We start from the raw sequence: 23,221 nt of genomic DNA, 5'->3' as shown, positions 1-23,221 counted from the left end.
CTGTTGCCGCCTGTGACGATCACGGATTTTCCTTCGAAACGTGCCATGGCGCTCACCCAGCCTTCCGGGTGGACAGACGCAGCATGTAGTACATGCCGCAGCGGCTGACCGCGCCGGTCATGAACCATGCTAGACCGAAGACCGTCAGAACGGTTGCGAGCCACATGGGCACGGCCATGGAGGTGACGAAGGGGAAGATCGCGAGGTCGAGCCCAGAGAGGATGCGGAATACCCGGTCATAAGGGCCGACATTCGGGTCAAAGCTGTAGGTGAAAAGACGGGACATCTGCATGGGAGTTCCCCTGCTCGAGTTTCGGTGAGGTTGAGTGTGGAAGGGGAGCGGGCTGCTGCCCGCTCCGGCCGCGCTTATTCCGCAGCTATGGCGGCAGCATGAACCGCGCGGTCTTCACGGTACGGCAGACCGGCGGTGAGTGGCGCGAAGGCTTCGTCAACCGGTGTCATTGCGATCTGGTTGGCGTAGTTCGACATCACCTTGGCGGCGACGCAGGCGACCACATCGAGTGCTGCCTGACGCGAGAAACCTGCGTCGATGAAGCTCTGCAACTGGCTGGATGCCATCCGGCCCTGGTTGCGCAGAACCAGCAGCGTGAAGTCGCGCAGCGCTTCCATCTTGGGATCTTCGAACGCTTTGTCCTCCCGGACGGCATTCAGTTGCTCATCGGTGTTGCCGAAGATTTCCATTTTGCCGAAGGCGGTGTGACCCGCGACGCAATATTGGCACGCATTGGCATGGGCCACACTGGTCTGCACGATGTTGATTTCCTGTGGTGTGAGGGCGGCATTGGCCAGCAGATTGTTCTGCGTTTGCCAGTAGGAGGTCAGCAATGCGGGGCTTTCGGCGAGGATGCCAGCGAGGTTTGGAACCATGCCGAAATTCTCGACATACCAGTTGATTGGCTCCTTTGCCGCATCAGGCGCAGTCTCAGCTGTGTGGATTGGGAAGTTGCGCTCGGTGACGTTGGGGACGGTCATAATCGTACTCCTGTTTGAGGTTGCAAAGCCAAGGTAAGTCGATCAAATTCGAACCGATACAGCCAATGTTGCGTTGGGTGTGGCTCAGAAATGCACCATGGAATTGGCAATGCAGAACGATTGGAATGACCTTCAGATTTTCTTGGCTTTGGAGCGAGGTGGGACTGCCCGGGCAGCCGGAGCACGTCTGAAAGTCAGTCATTCCACGATCTCGCGCAGATTGGATGCAATGGAACAACGCTTTGGAACAAAGCTCTTTGATCGAACGCCAGACGGGTTCGTGCCCAACGCGTCAGGAGCGCGCATTCTCGCCCGTGCGCAACAGATCGAAGCTGAAATGATGGAATTGGAAAGGTCGGTTATCGGGAACGATATTCGCCTTCAGGGCGACATTCGTCTTACGGCACCGCCGCCAGTGACCGAATATATTCTGTTGCCAATGTTGGAGCAGTTTCAAAAGGACTACCCACTCATCACCATCGAGTTGAATTCGACATATGGACATGCTGACCTCTCTCGACGTGATGCAGACTTGGCCATTCGGTTCTCCGACAAACCCGATGACTATCTCGTGGGTCGTCGCTTGCCTGAGTTCCGGGAAACGGTGTTTGCATCGCCAGAATACATCTCCCGACATTGGGATGGGGACACGCCAGTCAGCCCAGAGTGGATCGGCTGGCACGAAGATGGCCCCTTGTCGCTCCGCGCGCGGAAAGCGAACTTTCCCAACGCGCCCATCAAATGGAAGATGCCAAATCTCAGCCTCCATGCCCGCGCGGCAGTTCAAGGCATGGGTATGGCGTCACTCCCCTGTTCCATGGGAGATTCCATCAATGGTCTTGTCCGGGTCCCGGGTGCAAAACTCACCGGTTCCTATCCAGGTTGGCTTCTGACGCATCCCGATCTGCGTCGCATGGAACGGGTACGAGTCTTTGCCAAGTTCTTGCACGAGTCGATCAATGTACAATCCGACTTCATCGGAGGAACACTGGTACAGAACTGAAAAAGGACGCTCTCAGTGCCGCTGAGAACGTCCCCTCTTTGGTCAAGTCAGTCGGGCCCGAAGACCCTTGGGCCAAACGTCACTCGACAAAGTAAGTGTTGATCAGTTCCAGTTCTACGAAGGCCGGGTTGCGGTAGGCTTCGATGTTTTCACGGAATACGGTTGTCTCGGTGAATTGCTCGAAGTGGGCTGCCGAGGGCCAGGTCGCCAGGCCAGCAATCGGGCGGAAATACCCGTTGCGCTCGCTTTCGACTGGTTGCATCAACATCGCGTCGACACGGCCATATTCCAACGCGGTCGGAATGACGTTCTGGAAGAAGGTTTGCAGTTGGTTGGGTGTTTCTGGTCCTGCAGGGATGCCGGCAAAGAACTCATAAACCACGCCATCCTCCAGGGTCAGGGCCACATCCTCAGGAATGGTGAAGAAGCCGATGGTGAAATCGCGCATGGCCTCTGTGCGGCGGTCCAGGACGGCCAGGTTGCGCGGATCGTTTGCAGCAGCCTCGAATGCTTCGACCGAGGGCCATTCCAGCAGCATGATGTGTTGCGGAGTGTAGTTACCTTCCTCAACGTCGATGGTCTCAAAAGTGGCCACCAAACGTCCACCGACTTCTTCGATGGCAGGCAACACCGACGGGAACAGCTCGTCCATGAAGACGTTCCGGTGTTCATGATGGGCATCAATAAGCGCGATGGTGATGAGCGAGGCGCTGGAAAGGGTTTCTGTGCGGCTTTCTGCAAGAGCAGTTGAGGCCAGTGCTAAGGCTGAAACGGAAGTGGCGGCAACGAGGGATGCGAGTTTTGTCATGTTTAGGTCTCCAAATCGTGGATTGACGCGGGAATGCACCGATGGTTGGTGACGCCAATTTGGTTGACACAAAATGATTGCGCGAGTGAAGATATTGGCGATAGCTGGTTCAAAAATGATCCGGCTGGTAATCAAAGGATCTCGATGGATTTTGATTGGGACACGTTGAGAGTATTCCTTGCCACGCATCGGGCAGGCAGCTTCAGGGCCGCCTCTGAAGTTCTCAACAGCGGACACGCAACCGTCCGGCGAGCCATCGACCGATTGGAGGATTCGCTGCAAACTCGGGTTTTTGAGCGATCCGGAACCGGACTACGTTTAACGTCTGCAGGCGAGCTGCTGCTTGGCCACGCCGAGCGTGTCGAACGTCAAACACTTGAAATGGAACGACAGCTCTATGGTCAGGACAATATCCCGCGTGGCCGCATCACGGTGAGCATACCGCCATCTTTCGCCGGTGCATTCTTTGCACCCATTCTGGCGAGCTTCGCGGAAGAGTTTCCCGAGATTGACGTCGATTTAATCGCAACGAACGCCATCTCTGATCTGGAACGACACGAAGCCGACATTTCGATCCGAGCCGCTCACAGTGTGGACGACAATGTGGTTGGTCGGCGTCTCGTCGATTACACCGTTGCTGCGTTTGCTTCGCCGGACTATCTCAAGTCAATTGGGGCGCCGGAAATAGGCGATGGCAGCAATGCGGAGTGGCTCGGGTGGGGCCACGACGGATCTTGGATCAAAACCACACCATTCCCAAATGCGCCTCAAAGGCATTCGCTGTTTGAAGTGTTTATGCAGATAGAAGCGGCGGCCAATGGCGTTGGCATGATCTGGATACCGGCGTTTCTGGGCGACGCCGATAATCGCATCGTCCGTGTTCCGGGCGCTGATGCAAAGAAGGACCGGTCTTTGTGGCTTCTCCTTCACAGCGATCTCAGGGACACAGCCAGAGTGCGCGCTTTTGTTGATTATTTCGCCGACCAGATTGCAACTGACCGCGGTCGATTTCAAAGCTGATCACTTAGCGAACGCGCGGCTCATTTTTGCAACGAGGCAACCGCACTATTGCCTGTTTTGGTTCGTTTTTGAGTCCCTTAGGTTCTCCCCATCGCCATCATGCGAAGCACTTAAGGAGACCCACATGCTTTCAATGACCCGCCGCTTCTTCTCGACCATGGCCGCAGCAGCTCTGCTCGCGCCAGGCGCAGCATTTGCGCAAGAGAAAACCATCATGCTTGACTTCGTCGTCCTCAACAACGGCGTCGAGCTGCAAGAGCGCATCGACTATGAAGAACTCATCCGCCCGGTTACCGAACGGCACGGTATGTCCGTGTTGCATCGCTACAACCTTGATGCTCATCTGGACGGCGCGCTGGAAAACGCCTCCCGCCTTCTGATCTGGGAGATGGACAGCCCTGCCGCGTTGCAAGCTGTGTTGGAAGACCCCGAGTATGTGCCGCATACCGGTCAGCGCGATGAGATCCACAACATGCGTGCCTTGACCATCTACATGGGCGGCTCTGCACAGGATGAAGGCCAAATCACGGATGCTGCCGTCCTGGTGGATCTGGTTGCGATGAACGAAGGATTTGGCGCAGAAGAACGCGCTGAGTACGAGGCCTCCATCGAGCCCATCGCCGAACGCCATGGTCTGACCAAGATTGCCACCTTCCCCATCGGTGCCAAGGCCGCTGGTCGTGGCCCAGAAGAGCCGCTTCAACTGAACCTGTGGCGGGTGGAAGACCCCGCAGGGCTTCAGGCGCTCTTCGCTGACCCGGAGTTTGTAACGCATCTCGACCGCCGCAATGAGTTGCACAACTTCGATGAGCTGACGCTGTTCCTTGCATCACCAGGAAACTGATTGCCAGCAAAGCCAGGCCGGGGCGGCGCACACACGCCCCGGCTTGCGCCGTCACATTATGAAAACGAGGGAGACAGAAACATGCATACTTTGGACGAAATTCTGGCAATCAGCATCGAGCGGAAAGGCAGCGAGCAAGCTGTCTTCAACGGATTTCAGTCATCGAAATCGTCGGATGAGATTGCCGTCATCCCGGATGACCGGTGGCTGGCCGAGATGACGCGCGCCATTTTCCACGCTGGTTTCAATTGGAAAGTCGTCGATCGTATGTGGCCCGGCTTCGAGACTGCGTTTGCTGGCTTCGACATCGGCCGCAACGCCATGATGAGCGACGACCGCTTTGATGAGCTTTGCAAAGACACATCCATTGTCCGCTATCCACAGAAGATTCAGTCGGTGCAGAGAAACGCAGTCTACATTCAAGAGATCGCCGCTGAACACGGCAGCTTTGGGCAGTTCGTTGCGAGCTGGCCCAATGACGACTTCGCAGGGCTTCTTGAAACTTTGAAGAAGAACGCCAATCGCCTGGGTGGAACGACAGGGCAATATTTTCTGCGCGCCATGGGCGTGGACGGATACATCCTGTCCAAAGACGTCACCGGGCGGCTCATTGCCGAGGGTGTCATCGAAAAGGCCCCCACTTCGAAATCTGCGATGAGGTCGGTCCAGTCCGCCATTAACGAATGGTCGGAACAATCCGGACGGTCGTTGAAGGAGACCAGCCGCATTATGGCAACCAGCTGTGGTTGACCCATCTGCTTACTCAATAGTGCAAGGAGGCAAGCGCCATGAATGTCGAGTTTGACCCGTCTTCAGTTACAATGGCCGAAAACACCATCCACAATCCGGCTGATGGTCGGCACTTGATGAAGCTGAAACCAATTTCCCGGCGTGTCCAAGCGCAATTTGACGGGAAACTGCTGGCCGTGAGCACTTCTGCAATCCGTGTGCTGGAAATGGGTTATGATCTCTACGACCCCATGATTTACTTTCCCAAAGACGCGGTCGTCGGTCCATTGGTCGTGTCTGATGCTCGGCAAACGCACTGCCCGCTCAAGGGAGACGCAACATATTTCAACCTGTTGGGAGACGACCAGACTCTGCTCGCCACTAAGATCGCTTGGAGCTACGAGCGAACTTTTGACTTTGCCGAGGGCTTGAATGGGCTGATTGCATTCGAACCATCGTTGGTCACCATCATCGAAACGGCTCCCTGAACCTTTCCATTAACCCAAGAACAGAGGCCGCGTTCCAATTGGGAACGCGGTCTCTCTTTTGATTTGGGCGTCTGACAGTGAGCTCTGTGACTATCGCGCCAATCTGGCTTGAAGTGGCAACAGAAGCGGCAATGCAAGTTCCAGATACATACCAAACTGCATGCCCACCGATGGGGCGCCAAGCGTATGCCACGACCACGCGCGGGCAAGCCCGCCGATGAAGAGGCTCAGGATTATGATTCTGAAAAGAGCGGTCTCCTGCTCGATCCTCGGCACGATCCACAGGATGATCGCCGCGAGGCCAAGATACCAAGCTGACTGAAAGCGAAGCTGGCTGTCCACAGCGGCTGTCACATCGCCACTGGGCAGGAACCGCTCAGCTCCGAAAATCAGATTCGCCGCGCCGAAGCCAAGCGGAATGAGGGCCAGGATTACCAAGATGCTTTGAAGAGTGCGTTTCATATTCAGCCGCACTTAACTCGAAAGAGTTTTGGCCGTTGCCGCAACGTCGTCTGCGCTTGTGCATACTTCACACTGCATGTTATTGCCCAAGAAGGCGCCGACCCAGTTGAGCCAGACACGCGGGAAATCGGGCTGATGCCAGTTATCGAGCCTTTGTGCTTGCTGCCTCCACGCAGTGCGACACTTGCCATCGATCTTGCGGGTGCAGCTGAAAGTGTCGACTGTCGGCTCAAAAGCTGGTCTTACAGTTGTACGTCCGGGGCCGGTGACCAGCTTTCCGCCCGTCTTGAATGCAACGCAGAACTGCAGGAAGGTGACAACATCCACGAGCGGTTTAAAGCGTCTTTCCTGTAGGTATTGGCAAGAGACACGGCTTCGACTTGAGGCCAAACTGGCGATAGTTGAATACATACCTATGAGGTAACTGGATGTCAGAACCATTTGACAAACCGTCGATCGACACATGCGGCTGCGTGTCCGATAGCCTCCAGACGATTTTAGTACAATCAAGATTACGGGATGGTTTTTATGACGCGCTGCAAGACGTAAATGTCCCTCGAAGATGAGTATCATATTTTGAGACTTGAACGACGTTGAGCAAACCTCTGCTCAGAGCGCGGCGAAGGTCTCAACGGAGGCCAAAGGGTCGGATGCTGTGCCGTACTTGAATGTCCGACCGACGTGTGGCCGCATTTTCGTCTCATGTTTGTGCAACTGATTTCGCAAGAAGGCTTTTTGCTGAAATGAGGTACAGGCATGATGCGAGTGCTGGTTTTGATTTTTGCATTTCCTGTAGTGTCTTACGTAGGTTTTGGACCCAACGGTTTTTTAGCATCCGATGATGCATCCTTCCAAATGCCGGCGATGAATACCCCGTCTCAAACAGGGCTGGTGCGTATGGAGGATCGGCCAGATCTTTTCGTTCCTCCAATTGAGCCAGTCGAGTATGATGTGCCTAAGGATCTGAGCCAGATTGCCAAGACATTGGTAACTGACGGACGGCGGTGGCACCTTTACATGCCAGAATCCGGCGCCGAACCGATCGCCACCCTTCTCCTGTTTCATGGGGCAGGTAGAAACGGGTTGTCTATGATTGATATGTGGCGGGTCGTGGCGGACGAGCACAAGTTGCGTCTCATCGCGCTGGATGGTCATATGAACAACTGGCCTCAGGACAAGACTGAACCAGCTATTGTCCATCGAATCTTGAACGAGGCTGTTCAGCCCCTCTCCCCCAGTCAAAAACCCATTTATCTATTTGGCCATTCCAATGGTGGCGCATATGCTCAGCGCCTTCTGAACGAAGCCAATGGACCCTGGCGCGCCGCAGCGATACACGCGGGTTTTGCGGACCCCGCGCAGGCAATAATACCTGCCGAACCGAAACCGCTGCGATACTACATCGGTACGCGCGAACATATTTTCAAACCCGATTCAGCGCGTACCGTGGCAACAGGAATGGCCGAGCGGGGACACAACGTTGATCTTCAAATTATTCCCCAACACACCCATTGGTTCTATGCTGGTGGCCCATTAATTGCCGCTGACGCTTGGAGTTGGTTGTCGCGTCATTGATGGGGCAAGAGTACGTCGTAGACACTCGAGGCAGACCTTAGGAAACAGTTCAGAACCGGCAGCAATGTCCCGCGTTGTTGAAATTCAAGGCAATACGGCCCAGACCATGACCAGGTAGGTCCACTGGTGCAGCGCTTGATCCAGCCCGAAGGCGCGCCAGAACCCGCCCTGGTCGGGGCCATGGCCCGTATGTTCCGACCAGCGGCCCTTGCCCCAGTCTATGTGGAAATGCACAGCCCACTCGACCAGCGCCACGATCAGTGCCCAGGCCACAGGCACACCAACCAGCACCATTGCAACCAGTGACCCAACCCCATGCAACCCGGCATGTTGCAGCCGCCCCACATGCAGGTAGCGCCCGCGGTTCGCCAGCATCCTTGGCGTTTGCATGTAGAAGTCGGCAAACAGGTGCTTTGCCTGCAGCAGGAACAGCAGGACCAAAGCAAAGGTAACTGTGTCGGTCAAAGTGTGCCTTTCGCGTTTCCTCTGCCTTCACCCTAGGCCGCGATGTGTTTTGTCGCAATCCATGCCGTACCGTATGCTGACGCGCCATTGATTTCCCGTGATTGCCGTTGTTAGGCTGATGCTGGGCGCAATTCCCGCCCCTTCACGACGTGGACAAGCATCATAGAACGCTCCCTCTTTGGATTTATCTGGACCTATTCGAAACGCGATCAGCTGATCCTGTTGGTGGTGACGCTGATGCTGTTTCCGCTGCTCTACCTGACGCTGGAACTGCCCAAGCAGATCATCAATGACGCCATCGGGTCCGGATCCCCAACCGTCTCTGCCTATGGGTACGAGTTCGAGCAGATCACCTATCTGATGATGTTGTGTGGCGGGTTCCTCGTGGCTGTTTTGTGCCACGGCCTGCTCAAGATGCGGATCAACACGATGAAAGGTGTGCTGGCCGAACGTCTGTTGCGCCGTTTTCGCTATACCCTGATTGCCCGCATCCTGCGGTTCCCGCAGCCATACTTCGAGCGCACCAGCCAGGGTGAGCTGGTCAGCATGGTCACCGCTGAAAGCGAGCCGATGGGCGGGCTGATGGGCGACGCCATTGCCCAGCCCGTGCTGCAGGCCGGGCAGATGCTGACGATCCTTGGCTTTCTGTTCTTCCAGTCCGTGGCCTTCGGCTTTGCCGCCATCGCCCTGATCCCGCTACAGGCCTGGCTGATCCCCAAGCTGCAACGCCAGATCAACCTGCTGAACAAGAAGCGCGTTATCCAGGTCCGTGCGCTCGCTGCCGAGATCGGTGAAGGCGCGGCCGGTGCGGGCACCTTGCGCGTCAACGGCGGTTGGCGTTTTCGCATGGCGATGATCGGGAACCGGCTGGGCAACCTTTTTGCCATCCGGTTCGAGATCTACCAGAAGAAATTCTTCATGAAGTTTCTCAACAACTTCATCACCCAGCTCACCCCGTTCTTTTTCTTTTCCATCGGGGGCTATCTGGTGATCCAGGGCGACGTGACAATCGGGGCCCTGGTCGCGGCCTTGGCAGCCTACAAGGACCTGTCGAGCCCGTGGAAGGAGTTGCTGGCCTACTACAACCAGGTGGCCGACATGTCCCTGCGCTGGGAGACGATCACCGAGCGCTTTGCGCCCGCTGGCATGATTGATGACGATCTGTTCTATGGCCCTGCCCCCGACACGCCACGCCTGACCGGGGACATCGTTCTGGATCACGTAACGGTCACTGATGGCGATGGCAATGCGGTGCTCGAAGACATCTCTTTGACTGTCCCCGCGGGGACAAGCCTTGCCATCACGGCCCCCAATGACGAGGACCGGCGCGCCCTGGCCGAGGTGCTGACGCGGGAAACGCTGCCGACCAGCGGGACGGTTACTGTATCCGGCCACGACATCCGCGCGCTGCACCAGACGGCGATTGCCAAGCGCGTCGGCCATGCCAATTCGCGCCCCATCATGTTTCAAGGCAGCTATGGTCAGAACGTGATGATGCCCATGCGTCTGGCCCCCACAGCCGCAAGCGAAGAAACGGATTTCAAGCGCGAGGCGATCCGGGCCGGCAACACGCCGGATATGTTGGATGGCAAATGGCTGGACCCGACCATTGCGGGCGTTCCCGACAAGGGCGCGCTGCGGACGTGGTGGTACACGCTGATTGACGGCAGCGGGTCGGGCGATGCGCTGACCCGTCGGACCATGGACCAGACCTTTGATGAAAAGGAGCATCCACAGCTGGCAAAGGCGCTGATCGATCTGCGCCCGAAGGTGGCGGCAGCCGTCGCGGAGGCCGGACTGGACCGATATGTACACCGGTTTGATCCCGACACCTACAACCCGGCCTTGCCGGTTGGTGAGAACGTACTGTTTGCCACCCCGCGTGAAGTTATCGGCCCAGAATTGATCGAGGCCGAGATCGAGTTCCTGCGCCTGTTGCACGATCTGTCTCTGGCCTCGAATCTTGAAATGATGGCACGCAACATCCTTGAGATGCTGCGCCAGACCTTTGGTCCAAACGGCACGGACCACCCGTTGTTCCGCAAGCTGGGGCTTGAGGTCGAGATTTACGAAACCGCGCTTGAGCTTGTGGACCGCAAACCTGCCGGGTCCGACATCACCGACAAGGAACTGGCCCTGCTTTTGAGCGTGCCCAGCAACATCACTGCCGAACAGGTCGCCGCCGCCTTTCCCGCAGATGTACAGGCCCAGGTGTTGAAGATGCGGGTCGAGCATGGGGCGGAGCTGCGCCAGCAGATGAAAAACATCTTTGTGCCGATCGAGCCCGATGCCCATGTGCACGGCTTGTCGGTTCTGGAAAACGCGCTGTATGGCAAGGTGTCCGACAGTGCTGGCGCGCGGGCCGATGATCTGCGCCGCATTGTGGTTGAGGCGCTGACCGAGGCGGGTGCGAACCAGTTGGTTTTGGAACTGGTCTTTGACGTGCCGATCGCTTTGGGCGGCGCCAATCTGCCCGCCCTGTTTGCCGAGCCATTGTCGATCAGCCGCGCCACGATCAAGCGGCCCGACATTCTGATCCTCGATGAGCCGATGGCCAGTTACGGCGAGGACACACGCGCCGCCCTGTTCCGCAACCTGCGCACTCTATTGCCCGATGCGGCGTTGATCGTGTTGGGCGCGTCTTTCGAGGACGAAGATGCCTTCGATGCCCATGTCGAGATCGTACAGGGCCGGTTGCAGGGCGCCGAGGGAGAGCGGATGGAAGCAGGGACGGACGCAAGCGCCGACCTTGCCCGCAAGGTCGAGGCATTGCGGCAGGCGCCCATGTTCGCAGGCCTCAAGCGCAAGCAGCTGCGCTTGTTGGCCTTCGGAGCGCGCTGGTACTCGGCGCATCCCGGCGAATACGTGTTCCACAAGAACGATGACCCGACCGATGGGGCGTATATGGTCATCGACGGAGAGGCCGATCTGCTGCTGCCGCAGGATGGGGCTGAGGACACATTGATTGCTACTGTGGGCGCCGGTGCCCTTGTGGGTGAGTTGGGCCTGATCCGCAGCGAACCCCGCGCCCTTGATATGCGGGCCAAGAGCGAGCTGACCTGCCTGCGCATTGGCGAGGAAGAATTCATGGCCGTGGTGGAAAACGACGCAGCAACCGCCTTCCGCCTGCTGCAAGTTGTTGCCGGTTACGTCAAAACCTGACAGCGCAGGCATCAATGCGCTGGAACCTTGGCCGCAGATTTGGCATGCACAGTTATGTAAGGCCGCGTGCTGCGCGCGGCGGAGTACTGCGATGTATCGGACTACCTGCCGGTTTTTGGCGGTTTGCGGGGTCAGCCTTGGCCTATCGGCCCCTTCCTGGGCTCTGGACGTGGTCTTGCGCGCGCCCGAGGCGCTTACCGAGGATCTGCGCGCGGCGTCCCTGACCGCCGGATTACAGGACGAAGAAGGCGATGTTCGCTCCATCGACGTTATCAGCGCGGCGCAGGCCGATTATGCCCGGCTGATCGCACTACTTTATGACCGAGGATATTTCGGCCCCACCATTTCGATCACGGTCGACGGGCAAGAGGCGGCGGGTCTGTCGCCCATATCGGCCCCGCAAAGCGTCGGCACCGTGATTGTGACCGTGGACCCCGGCAAGGTGTTTAGCTTTGGCTCGGTTACCGTGCGTCCATTGGCCCCCGGCACCACCCCTTCCCCGCAAGTGCAAAGTGGAGAGACGGCAAGCGTGTCCGCCCTGCGGGACGCCACCAGTGCAGGCATCGAAGGCTGGCGGCAGGAGGGTCACGCCAAGGCCTCTGTCAGCGGTCAGCAGATCACAGCCAACCACCCGGCAGGCCAGCTGAACGCCGATGTCCGGCTGGACCCTGGCCCGCGCCTGCGTCTGGGGCGGCTGGATCTGGAGGGCGACAGCGCCGTGCGTGAAAAGCGCATCCGCGAGATTGCGGGCTGGCCCAGCGGCGAGGTGTTTGATCCCGATACCCTCGATAAGGTCGAAACCCGGCTGCGGCGCACCGGCACCTTTGCCTCCGCCACACTGGTCGAAGCGGAAACGGCCAACCCCGACGGCACGTTGGATGTGACCGCGCAGATCGCCGACCGATTGCCCCGCCGCTACAGCTTTGGCGCTGAATACGGCACCACCGATGGCTTCAGCGTCAGTGCGCTCTGGCTGCATCGCAATATTTTTGGTGGGGCTGAACGCTTGCAGATCGACGGAGAGATCAGTGGCGTTGGCGGCGATACAGACGGCATTGATTTCCGTCTGGGCGCGCAACTGTCCCGCCCTGCCACGTGGCGCACCGACCTTGAGGCGCAATTGCTGGCCGAGATTGAACAGCGCGATGACCCAAACCTGTTTTCCCGCACCGCGCGACTTGAGTTCAGTACCACCTATTTTGCGAGCGAGGACCGCGAGTACGACTACGGCCTTGGGCTGCGACGGGCTGAAACACGTGATGATCTGGGCGAGCGGGACTACACGATCCTCACCTTGCCCTTCAAGGCCAAGTTCGACCGGCGTGACGATCCCTTGAACCCGACGCGCGGTTACTATGCAGAGGCCTCGGTGCAGCCATTCGTGAACATCGAGGGCACCAGCGAGGGCGTACTGTCCACCCTCGACGTGCGTACTTATCGCAAGCTGGGTGACCGGGTTGTTTTTGCCGTGCGCGGGCTGTTGGGTTCGGTGGCCGGTCCGTCCATCGAAGAAGCGCCTGCCGACTTCCTGTTCTTTTCCGGCGGCAGCGGGACGGTGCGCGGTCAGGACTACCAATCCCTTGGCGTGGACCTGAGCCCGGGCGTGACCATCGGAGGTCGTGCTTTTGCCGGGATATCGGGTGAATTGCGCGTCAAGACGGGCGACAGGTTCTCGGTCGTGGGGTTCTATGACGCAGGCTATGTCGGGCCCGAGAGCTTTATCGACGGGTCAGGCGAATGGCACACCGGGTTTGGCGCGGGCATCCGTTATGACACTGGGATCGGTCCCATTCGACTGGATGTGGCTGTCCCCGGTTCAGGGCCGGGCGACAGTTCCGGGGTGGAGCTGTATATCGGAATTGGGCAGGCCTTCTGATGCGATATGTGGCGATTTTCCTGATCCTGATCTGGCCCGCCATCGCGCTGGCGCAGGACGATGATGAGGATCGCGGATTTTTGGTTGGGCTGCTCGAAAACAGCCTGGGCGGTGAAGGACGCATCGTGCGCATTGACGGCTTTGCTGGCGCGCTGAGCAGTCGCGCCACGATCGAGCGCATCACGATTGCCGACGATCAGGGCATTTGGCTGACGCTGGAAGACGTGGCGATGCAGTGGAACCGCCGCGCATTGTTCCGGGCCGCCATCGACATTCAGGAGTTGCGCGCGGGCCGCATTGAGCTGCCGCGCATGCCCGTTGCCGCCCCGGGCGGCGACTTGCCCGCGCCCGAGGCGACCCCCTTTGCCCTGCCGGACCTGCCGGCGTCGATCAGCATCGCACAGCTTGATCTGGCCGAGGTTGTGCTGGGAGCGCCTGTGCTGGGTGACCCGGCCACGCTATCCGTCACCGGCGCGGCGACGTTGGCAGATGGCGCAGGCAACACGCGCATCACTGCGACCCGCACCGATGTGGATCTCGGGGTGTTCGATGTCACGGCGGCCTACGCAAATGACACTCGCGACCTGTCCCTTGATCTGCGATTGCGCGAGGGCGCGGGTGGGCTGGTTTCGGGCATGTTGAACATTCCCGACCGCCCCAGCGTTGATCTGACAGTCTCGGGCGCAGGAGTGTTAAGCGATTTTGGCGCAACTTTGGATTTGCGCACCGACGACACACAGCGTCTGACCGGCGCGCTGGCATTGCAGGGCGAAGCAGACGGGCCGATGGTCTTTGATGCCGCACTGGACGGGGATGTGTCGGCCCTGTTCCTGCAGGAATACCGCGCCTTCTTCGGAACAGATGTGGCGCTGACCGCGCGTGGCAGCAGCGATGCGGATGGTGCGTTGTCTCTGGAGGCGTTTTCTCTGGACACCCGCGCATTGCAATTGTCGGGCCGGGCGGATTTGAACAGCGATGCATGGCCGACCTTGCTGGATATCGAAGGCACGCTCGCCGACCCGGATGGGGAGCCATTGCGCCTGCCCGGTGACGCACGCCTAACCGGTGCCTCCATTGCCGTCGATTTCGATGCGGATCAGAGCGATGCGTTGGTCGCGCGCATCGGTGCCACGGGGCTTGAGCAGCCCGATGCCGCGGTGGATCAGATCACATTGGATTTTGACGGAACACTGAGCGGTGCAGTGGGCACAATCGGTGCGCTTGCGGGCCGCCTGAACGTGGATGCCAATGGTGTGGCTCTGAACGATCCGGGTTTGGCGCAAGCCGTTGGCTCTGCTCTGTCCGGCGGGTTCGACATTGCCTATGCCGACGATGCCCCGCTGGCGCTGACAAACCTGACACTCGCCAGTGCCGCGTGGGCGCTGACGGGTCAGGCAGAGGTCAGCGGGTTTGACGAGGGGTTCGAGACGACATTCGATACAGCCCTTGTGACACAGGACCTGTCCGCCTTTGCCGACCTCGCAGGGCTGGACCTGTCGGGGGCCGGCGACCTGGCCCTGTCCGGGACGGCGGCCCTGGGTGGCTTTTTTGACATCGAGGTGCGGGGGCAGACGCGAGAGTTGGCCCTTGGCATCGCGCAGTCCGATACGTTGCTGGCGGGGCAGACCGACCTGATCCTTGCCGCGCGTCGCGACACCACCGGCACATTCGTCGATCGGCTGACATTGGAGAACCCTGCACTTGACCTGACCGCGTCGGCAGACCTCCGCACCGGCGGCTCGGTCGCGCTGTTCAATGCGGCCGTGGCGGATGTCGGACAGGTGACCGAGGCGGTAGACGGCCCCTTGACCGTGGACGGAACAGCCACCCAGATGGGCGATATCTGGGATATTTCAGCCGCTCTGACCGGGCCGTTGAACAGCACGGCGACCGGTACGGCCCGGGTTGCGCCCGATAGCACCGAAATTACGCTTGAGGCGGCGGTGGGAGACTTGTCGCCCCTCGTTCCACAGATCGAGGATGGTGCAGAACTGACGGCGACAGCCCGGCAAGCCGACAGCGTGTGGCAGTTCAACAGCATGATCGAAGGCCCTGCGCAGACACGAGCCGAGGTCACGGGGCAGTTTGACGGAACAAACGTCACCGCCCGCTATGATGTGGCTGTTCCGACGATCAACGCCTTTGCCCCCGGCATGCCCGGTGGTGCAACGCTGAACGGTGATGTGGCGCAAACCGCCGAGGGGTGGACCTTCGACGCCGCTGTGACCGGACCCTATGAGAGCGCCGGGACAATCTCGGGCACATATGCGGACAGTTTGACCTCGGATTTCGACCTGCGCCTGCCCGATGTCGGGGCCGTGGCGCCCGGTGTGAACGGGCCGCTGGCGCTGGATGGCACCCTGTCGCAAACCTCTGAGGGGTGGGAGGTCGTGACGGACGTCGCCGGTCCCTACAGCAGTTCGGGTCGGGTCAGTGCTAGCCTGCTGGACGGTGTTTTGGGCGCGGGCTATGCGCTGACCTTGCCGAACGTGGCCCCGCTTGTGCCCGGGCTGGCGGGCAGCATGACGGTGAACGGCACAGCCCAACAGGACGGGGCGGATTATGACATCATCGCCCGCATTGCAGGCCCGTCCGGCGCCACGGCCACCGCAACCGGTCGGGTGCGCGGGGATGGCACGCTGGACCTTGCCACACGCGGGCAAGTGCAGCTTGGCCTTGCCAACCCGTTCATCGCACCCCGCACCATCATCGGAACTGCCGACTTTGATCTGAGCGTCAACGGCCCCCCCGCGCTCGGCTCCGTCTCCGGTCAAATCTCAACACAAGGCGCGCAACTGGCCACCCCCAGCCTGCCCGTCTCTGTGTCCGACTTGTCGGGGGCTGCGCGCCTGTCGGGCGGACAGGCCGTTCTGAATTTCACCGGTGCCATTTCAGAGGGCGGCAGCATTGGCATTTCCGGTCCAATCACGCTGACCGGCAACTACCCGGCACAGCTGGATGTATCGCTGAACGCAGTGACCTTGCGCGATCCGCAACTCTACAACACGACTGTTGATGGGCAGGTCGCACTGCGCGGGCCGCTGACCGGGGGTGCCTCGATTTCCGGCCAGATCAATCTGGGCGAAACTGACGTGCGCGTGCCGTCCAGCGGTATTTCAACGTTCGGGGCCGTGCCCGACATTACCCATATCGGTGCCACGCGCCCCGTCATGCGCACACGCGAACGGGCTGGCCTTGTAAAGACGAACAGCGAAACCACGACAGGCTCCGCCTATCCGCTGGACATCCAGATCAACGCACCCAACCGCATCTTTGTCCGGGGGCGCGGCATTGACGCCGAGATGGGCGGGCAATTGCGGCTGAGCGGCACAACAGCCGACATGATTTCGACCGGGCAATTTAACCTGATCCGGGGGCGCATCGACGTTCTGACCAAGCGGTTCGAGTTGACCGAGGGTCGCGTCGCCCTGCAAGGCCGGTTTGAACCGCTTTTGCGATTGGTAGCCGAAACACCGACGTCGGCGGGCTCTGCACGCATCGTTGTTGAAGGGCCCGCTGATGATCCGGAAGTGACGTTTGAATCCACGCCGGACGCGCCACAGGATCAGGTTCTGGCCCAGATCTTTTTTGGTCGAGACATCACGCAGCTCTCGGCCTTTCAGGCATTGCAACTGGCCAGCGCCGTGGCAGCCCTTGCCGGTCAGGGCGGCGAAGGGATCGTGTCGCGGCTGCGTGGCTCGTTTGGGTTGGACGACCTTGATGTCACCTCGGACGAAGAGGGAAACACGGCTGTGCGGGCCGGCAGGTATATCTCGGAGAACGTCTATACCGATGTCACTGTGGGTGGTGCGGAGGGGCCGGAGGTGTCGCTGAACATCGATCTGACGCCCAACATCACGGCGCGCGGCACCTTGGGTGCAGACGCCAATACTGGCATCGGTATCTTCATCGAACGGGATTACTGACCCAGTTTCATTTGGCGCTGGTGTCTCGCACCCCCACATTGTATCCAAATGGATACATGATTAAGGTGCGCGATGACCGATCGAGATATGTCCCAGGGCGAAACGGCCTATGCCCAGTTGCTGGCTGCGATCCGCACGGGTGAATTTGCACCGGGCGACCGTCTGCGCGAAACCGATGTGGCCGACCGGCTGAACCTGTCCCGCACACCGGTTCGTGAGGCGCTGCGGCGGCTGGAGGCGGACGGTATCGTGGAGCATCGCCCCCGGATGGGTGCCGTTATCCGGCAGCTGAGCCACTCTGAACTGGTGGAACTCTACGAGATGCGGATCGTGCTGGAGCGCACTGCCGCCGAGATGGCGGCCAAACACGCAGCCGCCGCCGAGATTGACGCCCTGCGCGATCTGAACAGCACCATGTCCAAGAGCAGCCCGGCAGAGGCTGCGGCACTGAATCAGGACTTTCACCGGGGCATCTATCTTGCCACGCGCAACCGGTTTCTGCTGGATGCGGCGCGTGCGTTGAACAATGCCCTGATGCTGATGGGGCCGACCACACTGGCAGACAAGCAGCGGATCGAGGTTGTGACAGCACAGCATGACGACATCCTGACGGCCATCGCCGCCGGGGACAGCGCAGCGGCGGGCGAAGCGGCAGAGGCGCATTTGCAAACCTCGCTGCGGTATCGGTTGAAGGTGCTGGCCCGGTGATCCGGGTTGCCATGACCTTTGCGATTGCCGGGCTGGGTGTTGCGCTGTTTCATTGGCTTTCGCTGCCCCTGCCATGGCTCTTGGGACCCATCTTTGCCTGTCTGATCAGCGCTCTGGCGGGCGTGCGCATGACAGGAACGCCCCTGATCAACGAAGGCATGCGTACCGTGCTGGGTGTCGCCGTCGGGGCAACGATCACCCCGGTTGTACTGGCGTCCATGCTGGGCATGTGGCCCACATTGCTGCTGATCCCGGTGATGATCATGGTCATCGGCGCGATTGGGGTACCCTATTTCCGCAGGCTCTGGGGGTTCGATTTTGTCACCAGCTATTACAGCGCCATGCCCGGCGGCATTCAGGACATGCTGGTGTTGGGCGAAGAGGCCGGTGGCAACCCGCGGACCCTGTCGCTGATCCACGCAACGCGGGTACTGGTGATTGTTGTCGCCCTGCCCTTTATCCTGCGCGGGGTTTGGGACGCGGACCTGAGCAACCCGCCGGGCGTGCCAGCGGCGACATTGGCTCCCACGCAGTTGGGATTGATGGTAGTGGCGGCCCTTGTGGGATGGCGCGGGGCCAAGGCGCTTGGCATGTTCGGCGCGTCGATCCTTGGGCCGCTGATCGTGGCAGCGGCCATGGCCCTTGCGGGCCTGTTGCAACATCGCCCCCCGGCCGAAGCGATCTGGGCTGCCCAATTCTTTATCGGGACAACCGTGGGCGTGAAATACACTGGCATCACCATGACAGAAATCCGCCGTGACCTGACAGCGGGGCTGGGCTTCTGCGGTATCCTGATCGTGCTGACGATCATCTTTTTTGAAGGCGTCTATGCCGCCGGTCTTGCCCCGGGGATGGAGGCCCTGCTGGCCTTTGCCCCCGGCGGGCAGGCGGAACTGACGGTGCTGGCTCTGATTGTCGGGGCCGACGTCGCCTTTGTCATTGCGCACCACGTCTTGCGTATCTTCGTGGTGATCCTCGGTGCTCCGCTCTTTGCCCGGATCTTCCGTTAGTCGCGGATGATGCGGCGCGAGATGTCGGCCATGATCATGGCTTCCTGTGCGTCTGTCAGCTCCACATCATGCTTGCCGTCAATCTCCAGAAAGGCGTGACCGTGCACGAACATGTGCAACATCAAGCTTCGCCGCTCGATCTCGGCGTCGGGTGTGCCTTCCGGCATGACCGCACGCACTTCGCGTTTCACGATCTCGAAACAGCCATTCCCCTTCTCCATTAGCTCGGGGTCTTGGCCATGCCCCTTGGTCAGACCGAACATCAACCGGAACACCCCGGGCTCGGTCCGCGCAAAATTGGCGTAGAGCATTCCGAGGGCCGTGATGGCCGCCAGATCGTCGCCCGATGCCCCCTTGGCCGCCTCATCCATCTGGTCGCGCATCCGTTCGATTCCCGCCAATGCGACCTCCCGCACGATCTCTGCACGGTCGTTGAAGTGCTTGTAGGGTGCTGCCGAGCTCACACCAGCGCGGCGTGCGGCCTCGGAAATCGAAAACCCGTCAGCGCCCTTCTCCTCGACCAAAATGCGCACAGTTTCAATAAGATGCGCGCGCAGATCACCGTGGTGATACTGGGTCCGGGGGGCCTTATCCGTGGTCTGCTCCAAGTTTTTTTGCCTTTCTCCCTTGCCAAAGTAAGTGGCTATTACATATGTCTGTTACCATAAGTAAGCACCTCTTACTTCCTGTCAAGGAGTGGCAACATGCCTAATGATCGCGACAAGGATACACCGAAACCACCCCTTTGGAAGCGCACAGTGCGCGGGATCGTCACGCTCACCGGCACCGCGTCCGTCATTGCCATCGCCGCCGGTGCGGTCTGGATTGGCAGCGCAACGTTGGCCACCCGCGCCGCCGCGGTTGACGCCCCGCCACCGGCCCCGATCAGCACCGTTTCGGCGATCCGCGTGACACCGGCAGACAGTATGACAGTGACCCGCGCCTTTCACGGACAGGTCGAGGCCGCACAAACCGTTGCCCTGAGTTTCGAGCAGGGCGGTCGCCTGAACGTCCTTGAAGTGGACGAAGGCGACCGCGTCAAAGCAGGCCAGGTGCTGGCCAAGCTCGACACCCGCATCCTGATGGCTGAACGCAGCCGCCTTGTGGCCTCGCGCGAGGCGCTTGAGGCACAGGCGGAACTGTCACGTCGCACCACGGATCGTCAGAAAGAGCTGCGCAACCGCGGCTTTGCCTCCGATCAGGCCGTAGACAACACGGCGCTGAACCTTGCCGCGCTTCAGGCGCAGATTGCCGAAGTGGATGCCGCGATCACGCAAGTAGAAGTGCAGCTCAGCCAGACCGAGCTGTTGGCCCCGTTCGACGGGATCATCGGCGCGCGGAATGTCGACCCCGGTGCGATTATGTCCGTGGGCGCGCCCGTTCTGGATATTCGCGAGGAGACGGCCCCGATCTTCCGCGTCGGGATTGATCCCAGACTGGCACAAAAGGTGCAGGACACCACAGCCGTGGTCACTTTGGACGGTGTGGATTACGACGCGCGTTTCGTTGGCTTCCGGCCCGACCTTGATGCCCAGACCCGCACCCGCACTGCATTGTTCGAGATTGAGACCGACGATCCGGTCTACCTCGCCTCGGGCACGCTGAGGCTGCACAGCCAGATTGACCAGAACGGGTATTCGGTCCCACTGCGTGCCTTGCAAGACGGGGTGCGCGGCCTGTGGACCGTGATGGTGCTGAACCCGGATGAGGATGACCTTTACACCGCCAAGGCTGCTGCTGTTGAAGTGTTGCAGGTCGAAGATGGCATGGCCTTTGTCCGGGGCACGCTGCAAGGCGATGCGATGATCGTGCCCGATGGCACCCACCGCCTTGTGTCCGGCGACCGGGTGCGCGTGGTCGGAGCGGAGTGATGGAAACCCTCACCTTCCGCCAGCCCCGCCTTGTCGCCCTTGCCCTTCTGGTAATCATCGCGGCGGGCCTGTCGTCCTTGCTGGCCATCGGACGGCAGGAAGACCCCACAATCACCAACCTCTTTGGCACCGTCACAACCGTGGTGCCGGGGGCAGACCCCGCCCGGGTCGAGGCACTGGTCACGCAACCGATCGAGGACATCCTGCGCGAAGTGTCCGAGGTCGACGTGATCGAAAGCACGTCCTCGACCGGCATTTCCATTGTCAGCGTCGAGCTGGGCGTGACGGTGCCGGACAACCGTATTGAACAGGTCTGGGCCGAGATCCGCGACGATCTGGCCGAGCTGTCCCCCACCCTGCCCGCCGACGCCTTCGAGCCGGAATTTGACACCGAAGGCGGCAGCGCTTTTGCCGCCATTGCCGCCCTTTCGGCAGATCCCGGCATTTCCACAACGATCCTGGGCCGCTACGCCCGCGACCTGGCCCAAGATCTGCGCAACATCCCCGGCACCGAACTTGTCGAGTTGTTCGGTGCGCCCGAGGATGAGGTGCTGGTCACGCTAGACCCCGTGGCCACCGCCGCGCTTGGCCTTACGGCAAGTGACGTCTCCCGCGCCATTGCCCAGGCCGACGCCAAGGGCCCTGCCGGACGTGTACGCCCGGCGGGGTCTGACCTGCTAATCACTGTTGCGGGCGAGGTCGAGGCACTGGACCGGCTGGGCGAGATCGTGGTGCGCCGCTCGGACACCGGGGCGGTCACCTATCTGTCCCAAGTGGCCGAGATCACGCGCGGCCCGCGCCTGCCAGAAGCCGAGTTGGCGATCTACAATGGCAACCCCGCCATCCTTGTGGGCGCCAAGCTGGAAAGCGGGCTGCAAGTCGACAAATGGGCGGCCTTTGTTCGCGAAGAGATCGCCGAATACCAGTCCAACATTCCCTTGGGCGTATCGCTGGACCTGACATTTGATCAATCCGGTTACACTGCACAACGCTTGCAAGAGGTTGGCCTCAACATGGCGATCGGCGTTGGCCTTGTGGTCGGTGTGCTGCTGCTGACCCTTGGGCTGCGGTCTGCCATGATCGTGGCACTGATCCTGCCGGTCGTGACCCTTGCCACCCTGTTCACCATGAATTTCATCGGCCTTGCCATCCACCAGATGAGTGTGACCGGCCTGATCGTGGCCCTTGGCCTGCTGGTCGATGCGGGCATCGTGATGACGGATGAGGTTGGACAAAGGCTTCAAAAAGGTATGAGCCGCGTCAAGGCGGCGGGCCAATCGGTCAAGCGCCTCTTTGCGCCGCTGCTGGCCTCGACCGTGACCACGGCGCTGTCCTTTACCCCGCTGATCCTGCTGCCTGGTCCCGCCGGTGACTTCGTTGGCTCCATCGCCATTGCCGTGGTGATCATGCTGGGCTGGTCCTTTGTCGTGGCGATCACGCTGACGCCGGCCATTGCTGGCCACCTGCTGCCCGCGAACGGGACGCGCGGTGGGATGAAGGGCCGCGCATTGAGCCGCGCCTTTGCCGCATCACTGCGCTGGTCCGTGAACAACCCTGTTCGGTCCATCGCGCTGGCGCTGGTCCTGCCCGTCACTGGTTTTCTGTCCATGCCAACACTCACGGCACAATTCTTTCCCGGCGTGGACCGCGACCAGTTCTATATCGAGGTCGATCTGGCCCCCGGTGCTGGCATTGCCGATACGCAGGATGTCGTTGCACGGCTGAATGATCGGCTGCTCGCAGATGACAGGATCGAACAGGTGATGTGGACGGTCGGACGTTCGGCACCCGCCTTCTACTACAACATCGTGGGCGCCCGCGAAAACGCGCCAGGTCATGCCCAAGCGCTGCTGACCACCCAATCGGCAGAGGCGACCGAAGCTGTCCTGCGCGACCTGCAAGGCGATCTTGCCCTGACCGCGCCCGAGGCCGAAATCCTTGTCCGTGGTCTGGTGCAGGGCCCACCAGTCAATGCCCCGGTCGAGATCCGGCTTGTGGGCAAAGACCTGGAGGACCTGCGTGAAACCGGCGACGAGGTGCGGCGCATCATGTCCGGCGTTGACTCTGTCCTTGTCACTCGCGGCACCATTGGTGGCGGCGCGCCAAAGGCCGTCATCACGGTGAACGAGGCGCAGGTACAAGTCCTCGGCCTCGACCTGCGCCAGATTGCCGGGCAATTGCAGGCGGGGCTTGAGGGGGTCACGGGCGGTTCCATGGTCGAAGGGGACGAAGAGCTTCCCATCCGCGTCCGTCTGGGCGACGCCACGCGCGGCTCGGTTCA

At 60.3% G+C, this 23,221-nt stretch carries 19 protein-coding genes; 13 read left to right on the top strand and 6 right to left on the bottom strand.

The genetic code is table 11. The annotated features are described in order from the left end of the window. Positions 1–52: 52 nt before the first annotated feature. Complete coding sequence (locus AC6RA8_RS12715) at positions 53–292, bottom strand: YgaP family membrane protein (protein ID WP_500353118.1); 240 nt, start codon at positions 290–292, stop codon at positions 53–55. Between the two features lie 74 nt (positions 293–366). Then, the gene (locus tag AC6RA8_RS12710) at positions 367–993 is read right to left on the bottom strand and encodes a carboxymuconolactone decarboxylase family protein (protein ID WP_500353117.1); all 627 of its coding nucleotides are present in this window, start codon (positions 991–993) and stop codon (positions 367–369) included. A 97-nt stretch (positions 994–1,090) separates the two neighbouring features. Between AC6RA8_RS12710 and AC6RA8_RS12705 the strand changes: the two genes are divergently transcribed. Continuing rightward, positions 1,091–1,996 (top strand): LysR family transcriptional regulator, encoded by a 906-nt coding sequence (locus AC6RA8_RS12705; protein ID WP_500353116.1) that lies wholly within the window; start codon positions 1,091–1,093, stop codon positions 1,994–1,996. A 79-nt stretch (positions 1,997–2,075) separates the two neighbouring features. Here AC6RA8_RS12705 and AC6RA8_RS12700 read toward each other — a convergent pair whose 3' ends face one another. Then, positions 2,076–2,804: a DUF1330 domain-containing protein gene (locus AC6RA8_RS12700; protein ID WP_500353115.1), complete on the bottom strand. Its 729-nt coding sequence runs from the start codon at positions 2,802–2,804 to the stop codon at positions 2,076–2,078. A 33-nt stretch (positions 2,805–2,837) separates the two neighbouring features. Between AC6RA8_RS12700 and AC6RA8_RS12695 the strand changes: the two genes are divergently transcribed. The 4 genes from AC6RA8_RS12695 (at position 2,838) to AC6RA8_RS12680 (ending at position 5,885) form a co-directional block, all read left to right on the top strand. Then, complete coding sequence (locus AC6RA8_RS12695) at positions 2,838–3,824, top strand: LysR family transcriptional regulator (protein WP_500353114.1); 987 nt, start codon at positions 2,838–2,840, stop codon at positions 3,822–3,824. 124 nt (positions 3,825–3,948) lie between these two features. After that, on the top strand, positions 3,949–4,668 hold the full coding sequence (locus AC6RA8_RS12690) for a DUF1330 domain-containing protein (protein WP_500353113.1): 720 nt from the start codon (positions 3,949–3,951) through the stop codon (positions 4,666–4,668). 81 nt (positions 4,669–4,749) lie between these two features. After that, on the top strand, positions 4,750–5,418 hold the full coding sequence (locus AC6RA8_RS12685) for a DNA-3-methyladenine glycosylase I (RefSeq protein WP_500353112.1): 669 nt from the start codon (positions 4,750–4,752) through the stop codon (positions 5,416–5,418). 38 nt (positions 5,419–5,456) lie between these two features. Next, a complete protein-coding gene (locus AC6RA8_RS12680) occupies positions 5,457–5,885 on the top strand; it encodes a DUF427 domain-containing protein (protein WP_500353111.1) in 429 nt (142 codons plus the stop codon). Positions 5,886–5,975: 90 nt separating this feature from the next. On the opposite strand, the gene AC6RA8_RS12675 is transcribed toward AC6RA8_RS12680, so the two are convergent. Beyond that, positions 5,976–6,347, bottom strand: a complete 372-nt coding sequence (locus AC6RA8_RS12675; RefSeq protein ID WP_500353110.1) for a DUF4345 domain-containing protein — start codon at positions 6,345–6,347, stop codon at positions 5,976–5,978. A gap of 756 nt (positions 6,348–7,103) precedes the next feature. On the opposite strand from AC6RA8_RS12675, the gene AC6RA8_RS12670 reads away from it, so the two are divergent. Beyond that, complete coding sequence (locus AC6RA8_RS12670) at positions 7,104–7,922, top strand: alpha/beta hydrolase family protein (RefSeq protein WP_500353109.1); 819 nt, start codon at positions 7,104–7,106, stop codon at positions 7,920–7,922. Positions 7,923–8,006: 84 nt separating this feature from the next. Here the strand turns inward: AC6RA8_RS12670 and AC6RA8_RS12665 are convergent, their stop codons facing one another. Then, complete coding sequence (locus AC6RA8_RS12665) at positions 8,007–8,387, bottom strand: DUF3307 domain-containing protein (RefSeq protein ID WP_500353108.1); 381 nt, start codon at positions 8,385–8,387, stop codon at positions 8,007–8,009. A 237-nt stretch (positions 8,388–8,624) separates the two neighbouring features. Between AC6RA8_RS12665 and AC6RA8_RS12660 the strand changes: the two genes are divergently transcribed. From AC6RA8_RS12660 to AC6RA8_RS12640, 5 genes are all read left to right on the top strand, one after another. Continuing rightward, positions 8,625–11,549 carry an ABC transporter transmembrane domain-containing protein gene (locus AC6RA8_RS12660; RefSeq protein WP_500353107.1) on the top strand — a complete coding sequence of 975 codons (2,925 nt, stop codon included), beginning with the start codon at positions 8,625–8,627 and terminating at the stop codon, positions 11,547–11,549. 91 nt (positions 11,550–11,640) lie between these two features. Further along, positions 11,641–13,425 carry an autotransporter assembly complex protein TamA gene (locus AC6RA8_RS12655; protein ID WP_500353106.1) on the top strand — a complete coding sequence of 595 codons (1,785 nt, stop codon included), beginning with the start codon at positions 11,641–11,643 and terminating at the stop codon, positions 13,423–13,425. Continuing rightward, positions 13,425–17,351, top strand: coding sequence for a translocation/assembly module TamB domain-containing protein (locus tag AC6RA8_RS12650; protein ID WP_500353105.1), 3,927 nt, complete (start codon positions 13,425–13,427; stop codon positions 17,349–17,351). The genes AC6RA8_RS12655 and AC6RA8_RS12650 overlap by 1 nt, the downstream gene beginning before the upstream one ends. Positions 17,352–17,423: 72 nt before the next feature. Continuing rightward, positions 17,424–18,059: a GntR family transcriptional regulator gene (locus AC6RA8_RS12645; protein ID WP_189371061.1), complete on the top strand. Its 636-nt coding sequence runs from the start codon at positions 17,424–17,426 to the stop codon at positions 18,057–18,059. After that, positions 18,056–19,069: an AbrB family transcriptional regulator gene (locus AC6RA8_RS12640; protein ID WP_500353104.1), complete on the top strand. Its 1,014-nt coding sequence runs from the start codon at positions 18,056–18,058 to the stop codon at positions 19,067–19,069. The genes AC6RA8_RS12645 and AC6RA8_RS12640 overlap by 4 nt, the downstream gene beginning before the upstream one ends. On the opposite strand, the gene AC6RA8_RS12635 is transcribed toward AC6RA8_RS12640, so the two are convergent. After that, positions 19,066–19,677 (bottom strand): TetR/AcrR family transcriptional regulator, encoded by a 612-nt coding sequence (locus AC6RA8_RS12635; protein WP_500353103.1) that lies wholly within the window; start codon positions 19,675–19,677, stop codon positions 19,066–19,068. The genes AC6RA8_RS12640 and AC6RA8_RS12635 overlap by 4 nt on opposite strands. Positions 19,678–19,773: 96 nt before the next feature. On the opposite strand from AC6RA8_RS12635, the gene AC6RA8_RS12630 reads away from it, so the two are divergent. Both AC6RA8_RS12630 and AC6RA8_RS12625 read left to right on the top strand, forming a co-directional pair. Beyond that, positions 19,774–20,940, top strand: a complete 1,167-nt coding sequence (locus AC6RA8_RS12630) for an efflux RND transporter periplasmic adaptor subunit (protein ID WP_500353102.1) — start codon at positions 19,774–19,776, stop codon at positions 20,938–20,940. Next, positions 20,940–23,221 (top strand): efflux RND transporter permease subunit (locus tag AC6RA8_RS12625; RefSeq protein ID WP_500353101.1); only part of this gene is annotated, 2,282 nt, incomplete at its 3' end. The genes AC6RA8_RS12630 and AC6RA8_RS12625, both read left to right, overlap by 1 nt.

This window comes from Tateyamaria sp. (assembly GCF_059783535.1).
Note: the sequence above shows the minus strand (reverse complement) of the source record. Positions and strands in the feature narration are given on the sequence as shown.

Bases quoted from the DNA above. Each gene is read 5' to 3' on its own strand.
- AC6RA8_RS12715 (WP_500353118.1), bottom strand. From the start codon at position 292: ATGCAGATGTCCCGTCTTTTCACCTACAGCTTTGACCCGAATGTCGGC.
- AC6RA8_RS12710 (WP_500353117.1), bottom strand. From the start codon at position 993: ATGACCGTCCCCAACGTCACCGAGCGCAACTTCCCAATCCACACAGCT.
- AC6RA8_RS12705 (WP_500353116.1), top strand. From the start codon at position 1,091: ATGGAATTGGCAATGCAGAACGATTGGAATGACCTTCAGATTTTCTTG.
- AC6RA8_RS12700 (WP_500353115.1), bottom strand. From the start codon at position 2,804: ATGACAAAACTCGCATCCCTCGTTGCCGCCACTTCCGTTTCAGCCTTA.
- AC6RA8_RS12695 (WP_500353114.1), top strand. From the start codon at position 2,838: ATGCACCGATGGTTGGTGACGCCAATTTGGTTGACACAAAATGATTGC.
- AC6RA8_RS12690 (WP_500353113.1), top strand. From the start codon at position 3,949: ATGCTTTCAATGACCCGCCGCTTCTTCTCGACCATGGCCGCAGCAGCT.
- AC6RA8_RS12685 (WP_500353112.1), top strand. From the start codon at position 4,750: ATGCATACTTTGGACGAAATTCTGGCAATCAGCATCGAGCGGAAAGGC.
- AC6RA8_RS12680 (WP_500353111.1), top strand. From the start codon at position 5,457: ATGAATGTCGAGTTTGACCCGTCTTCAGTTACAATGGCCGAAAACACC.
- AC6RA8_RS12675 (WP_500353110.1), bottom strand. From the start codon at position 6,347: ATGAAACGCACTCTTCAAAGCATCTTGGTAATCCTGGCCCTCATTCCG.
- AC6RA8_RS12670 (WP_500353109.1), top strand. From the start codon at position 7,104: ATGATGCGAGTGCTGGTTTTGATTTTTGCATTTCCTGTAGTGTCTTAC.
- AC6RA8_RS12660 (WP_500353107.1), top strand. From the start codon at position 8,625: ATGCTGTTTCCGCTGCTCTACCTGACGCTGGAACTGCCCAAGCAGATC.
- AC6RA8_RS12655 (WP_500353106.1), top strand. From the start codon at position 11,641: ATGTATCGGACTACCTGCCGGTTTTTGGCGGTTTGCGGGGTCAGCCTT.
- AC6RA8_RS12650 (WP_500353105.1), top strand. From the start codon at position 13,425: ATGCGATATGTGGCGATTTTCCTGATCCTGATCTGGCCCGCCATCGCG.
- AC6RA8_RS12645 (WP_189371061.1), top strand. From the start codon at position 17,424: ATGACCGATCGAGATATGTCCCAGGGCGAAACGGCCTATGCCCAGTTG.
- AC6RA8_RS12630 (WP_500353102.1), top strand. From the start codon at position 19,774: ATGCCTAATGATCGCGACAAGGATACACCGAAACCACCCCTTTGGAAG.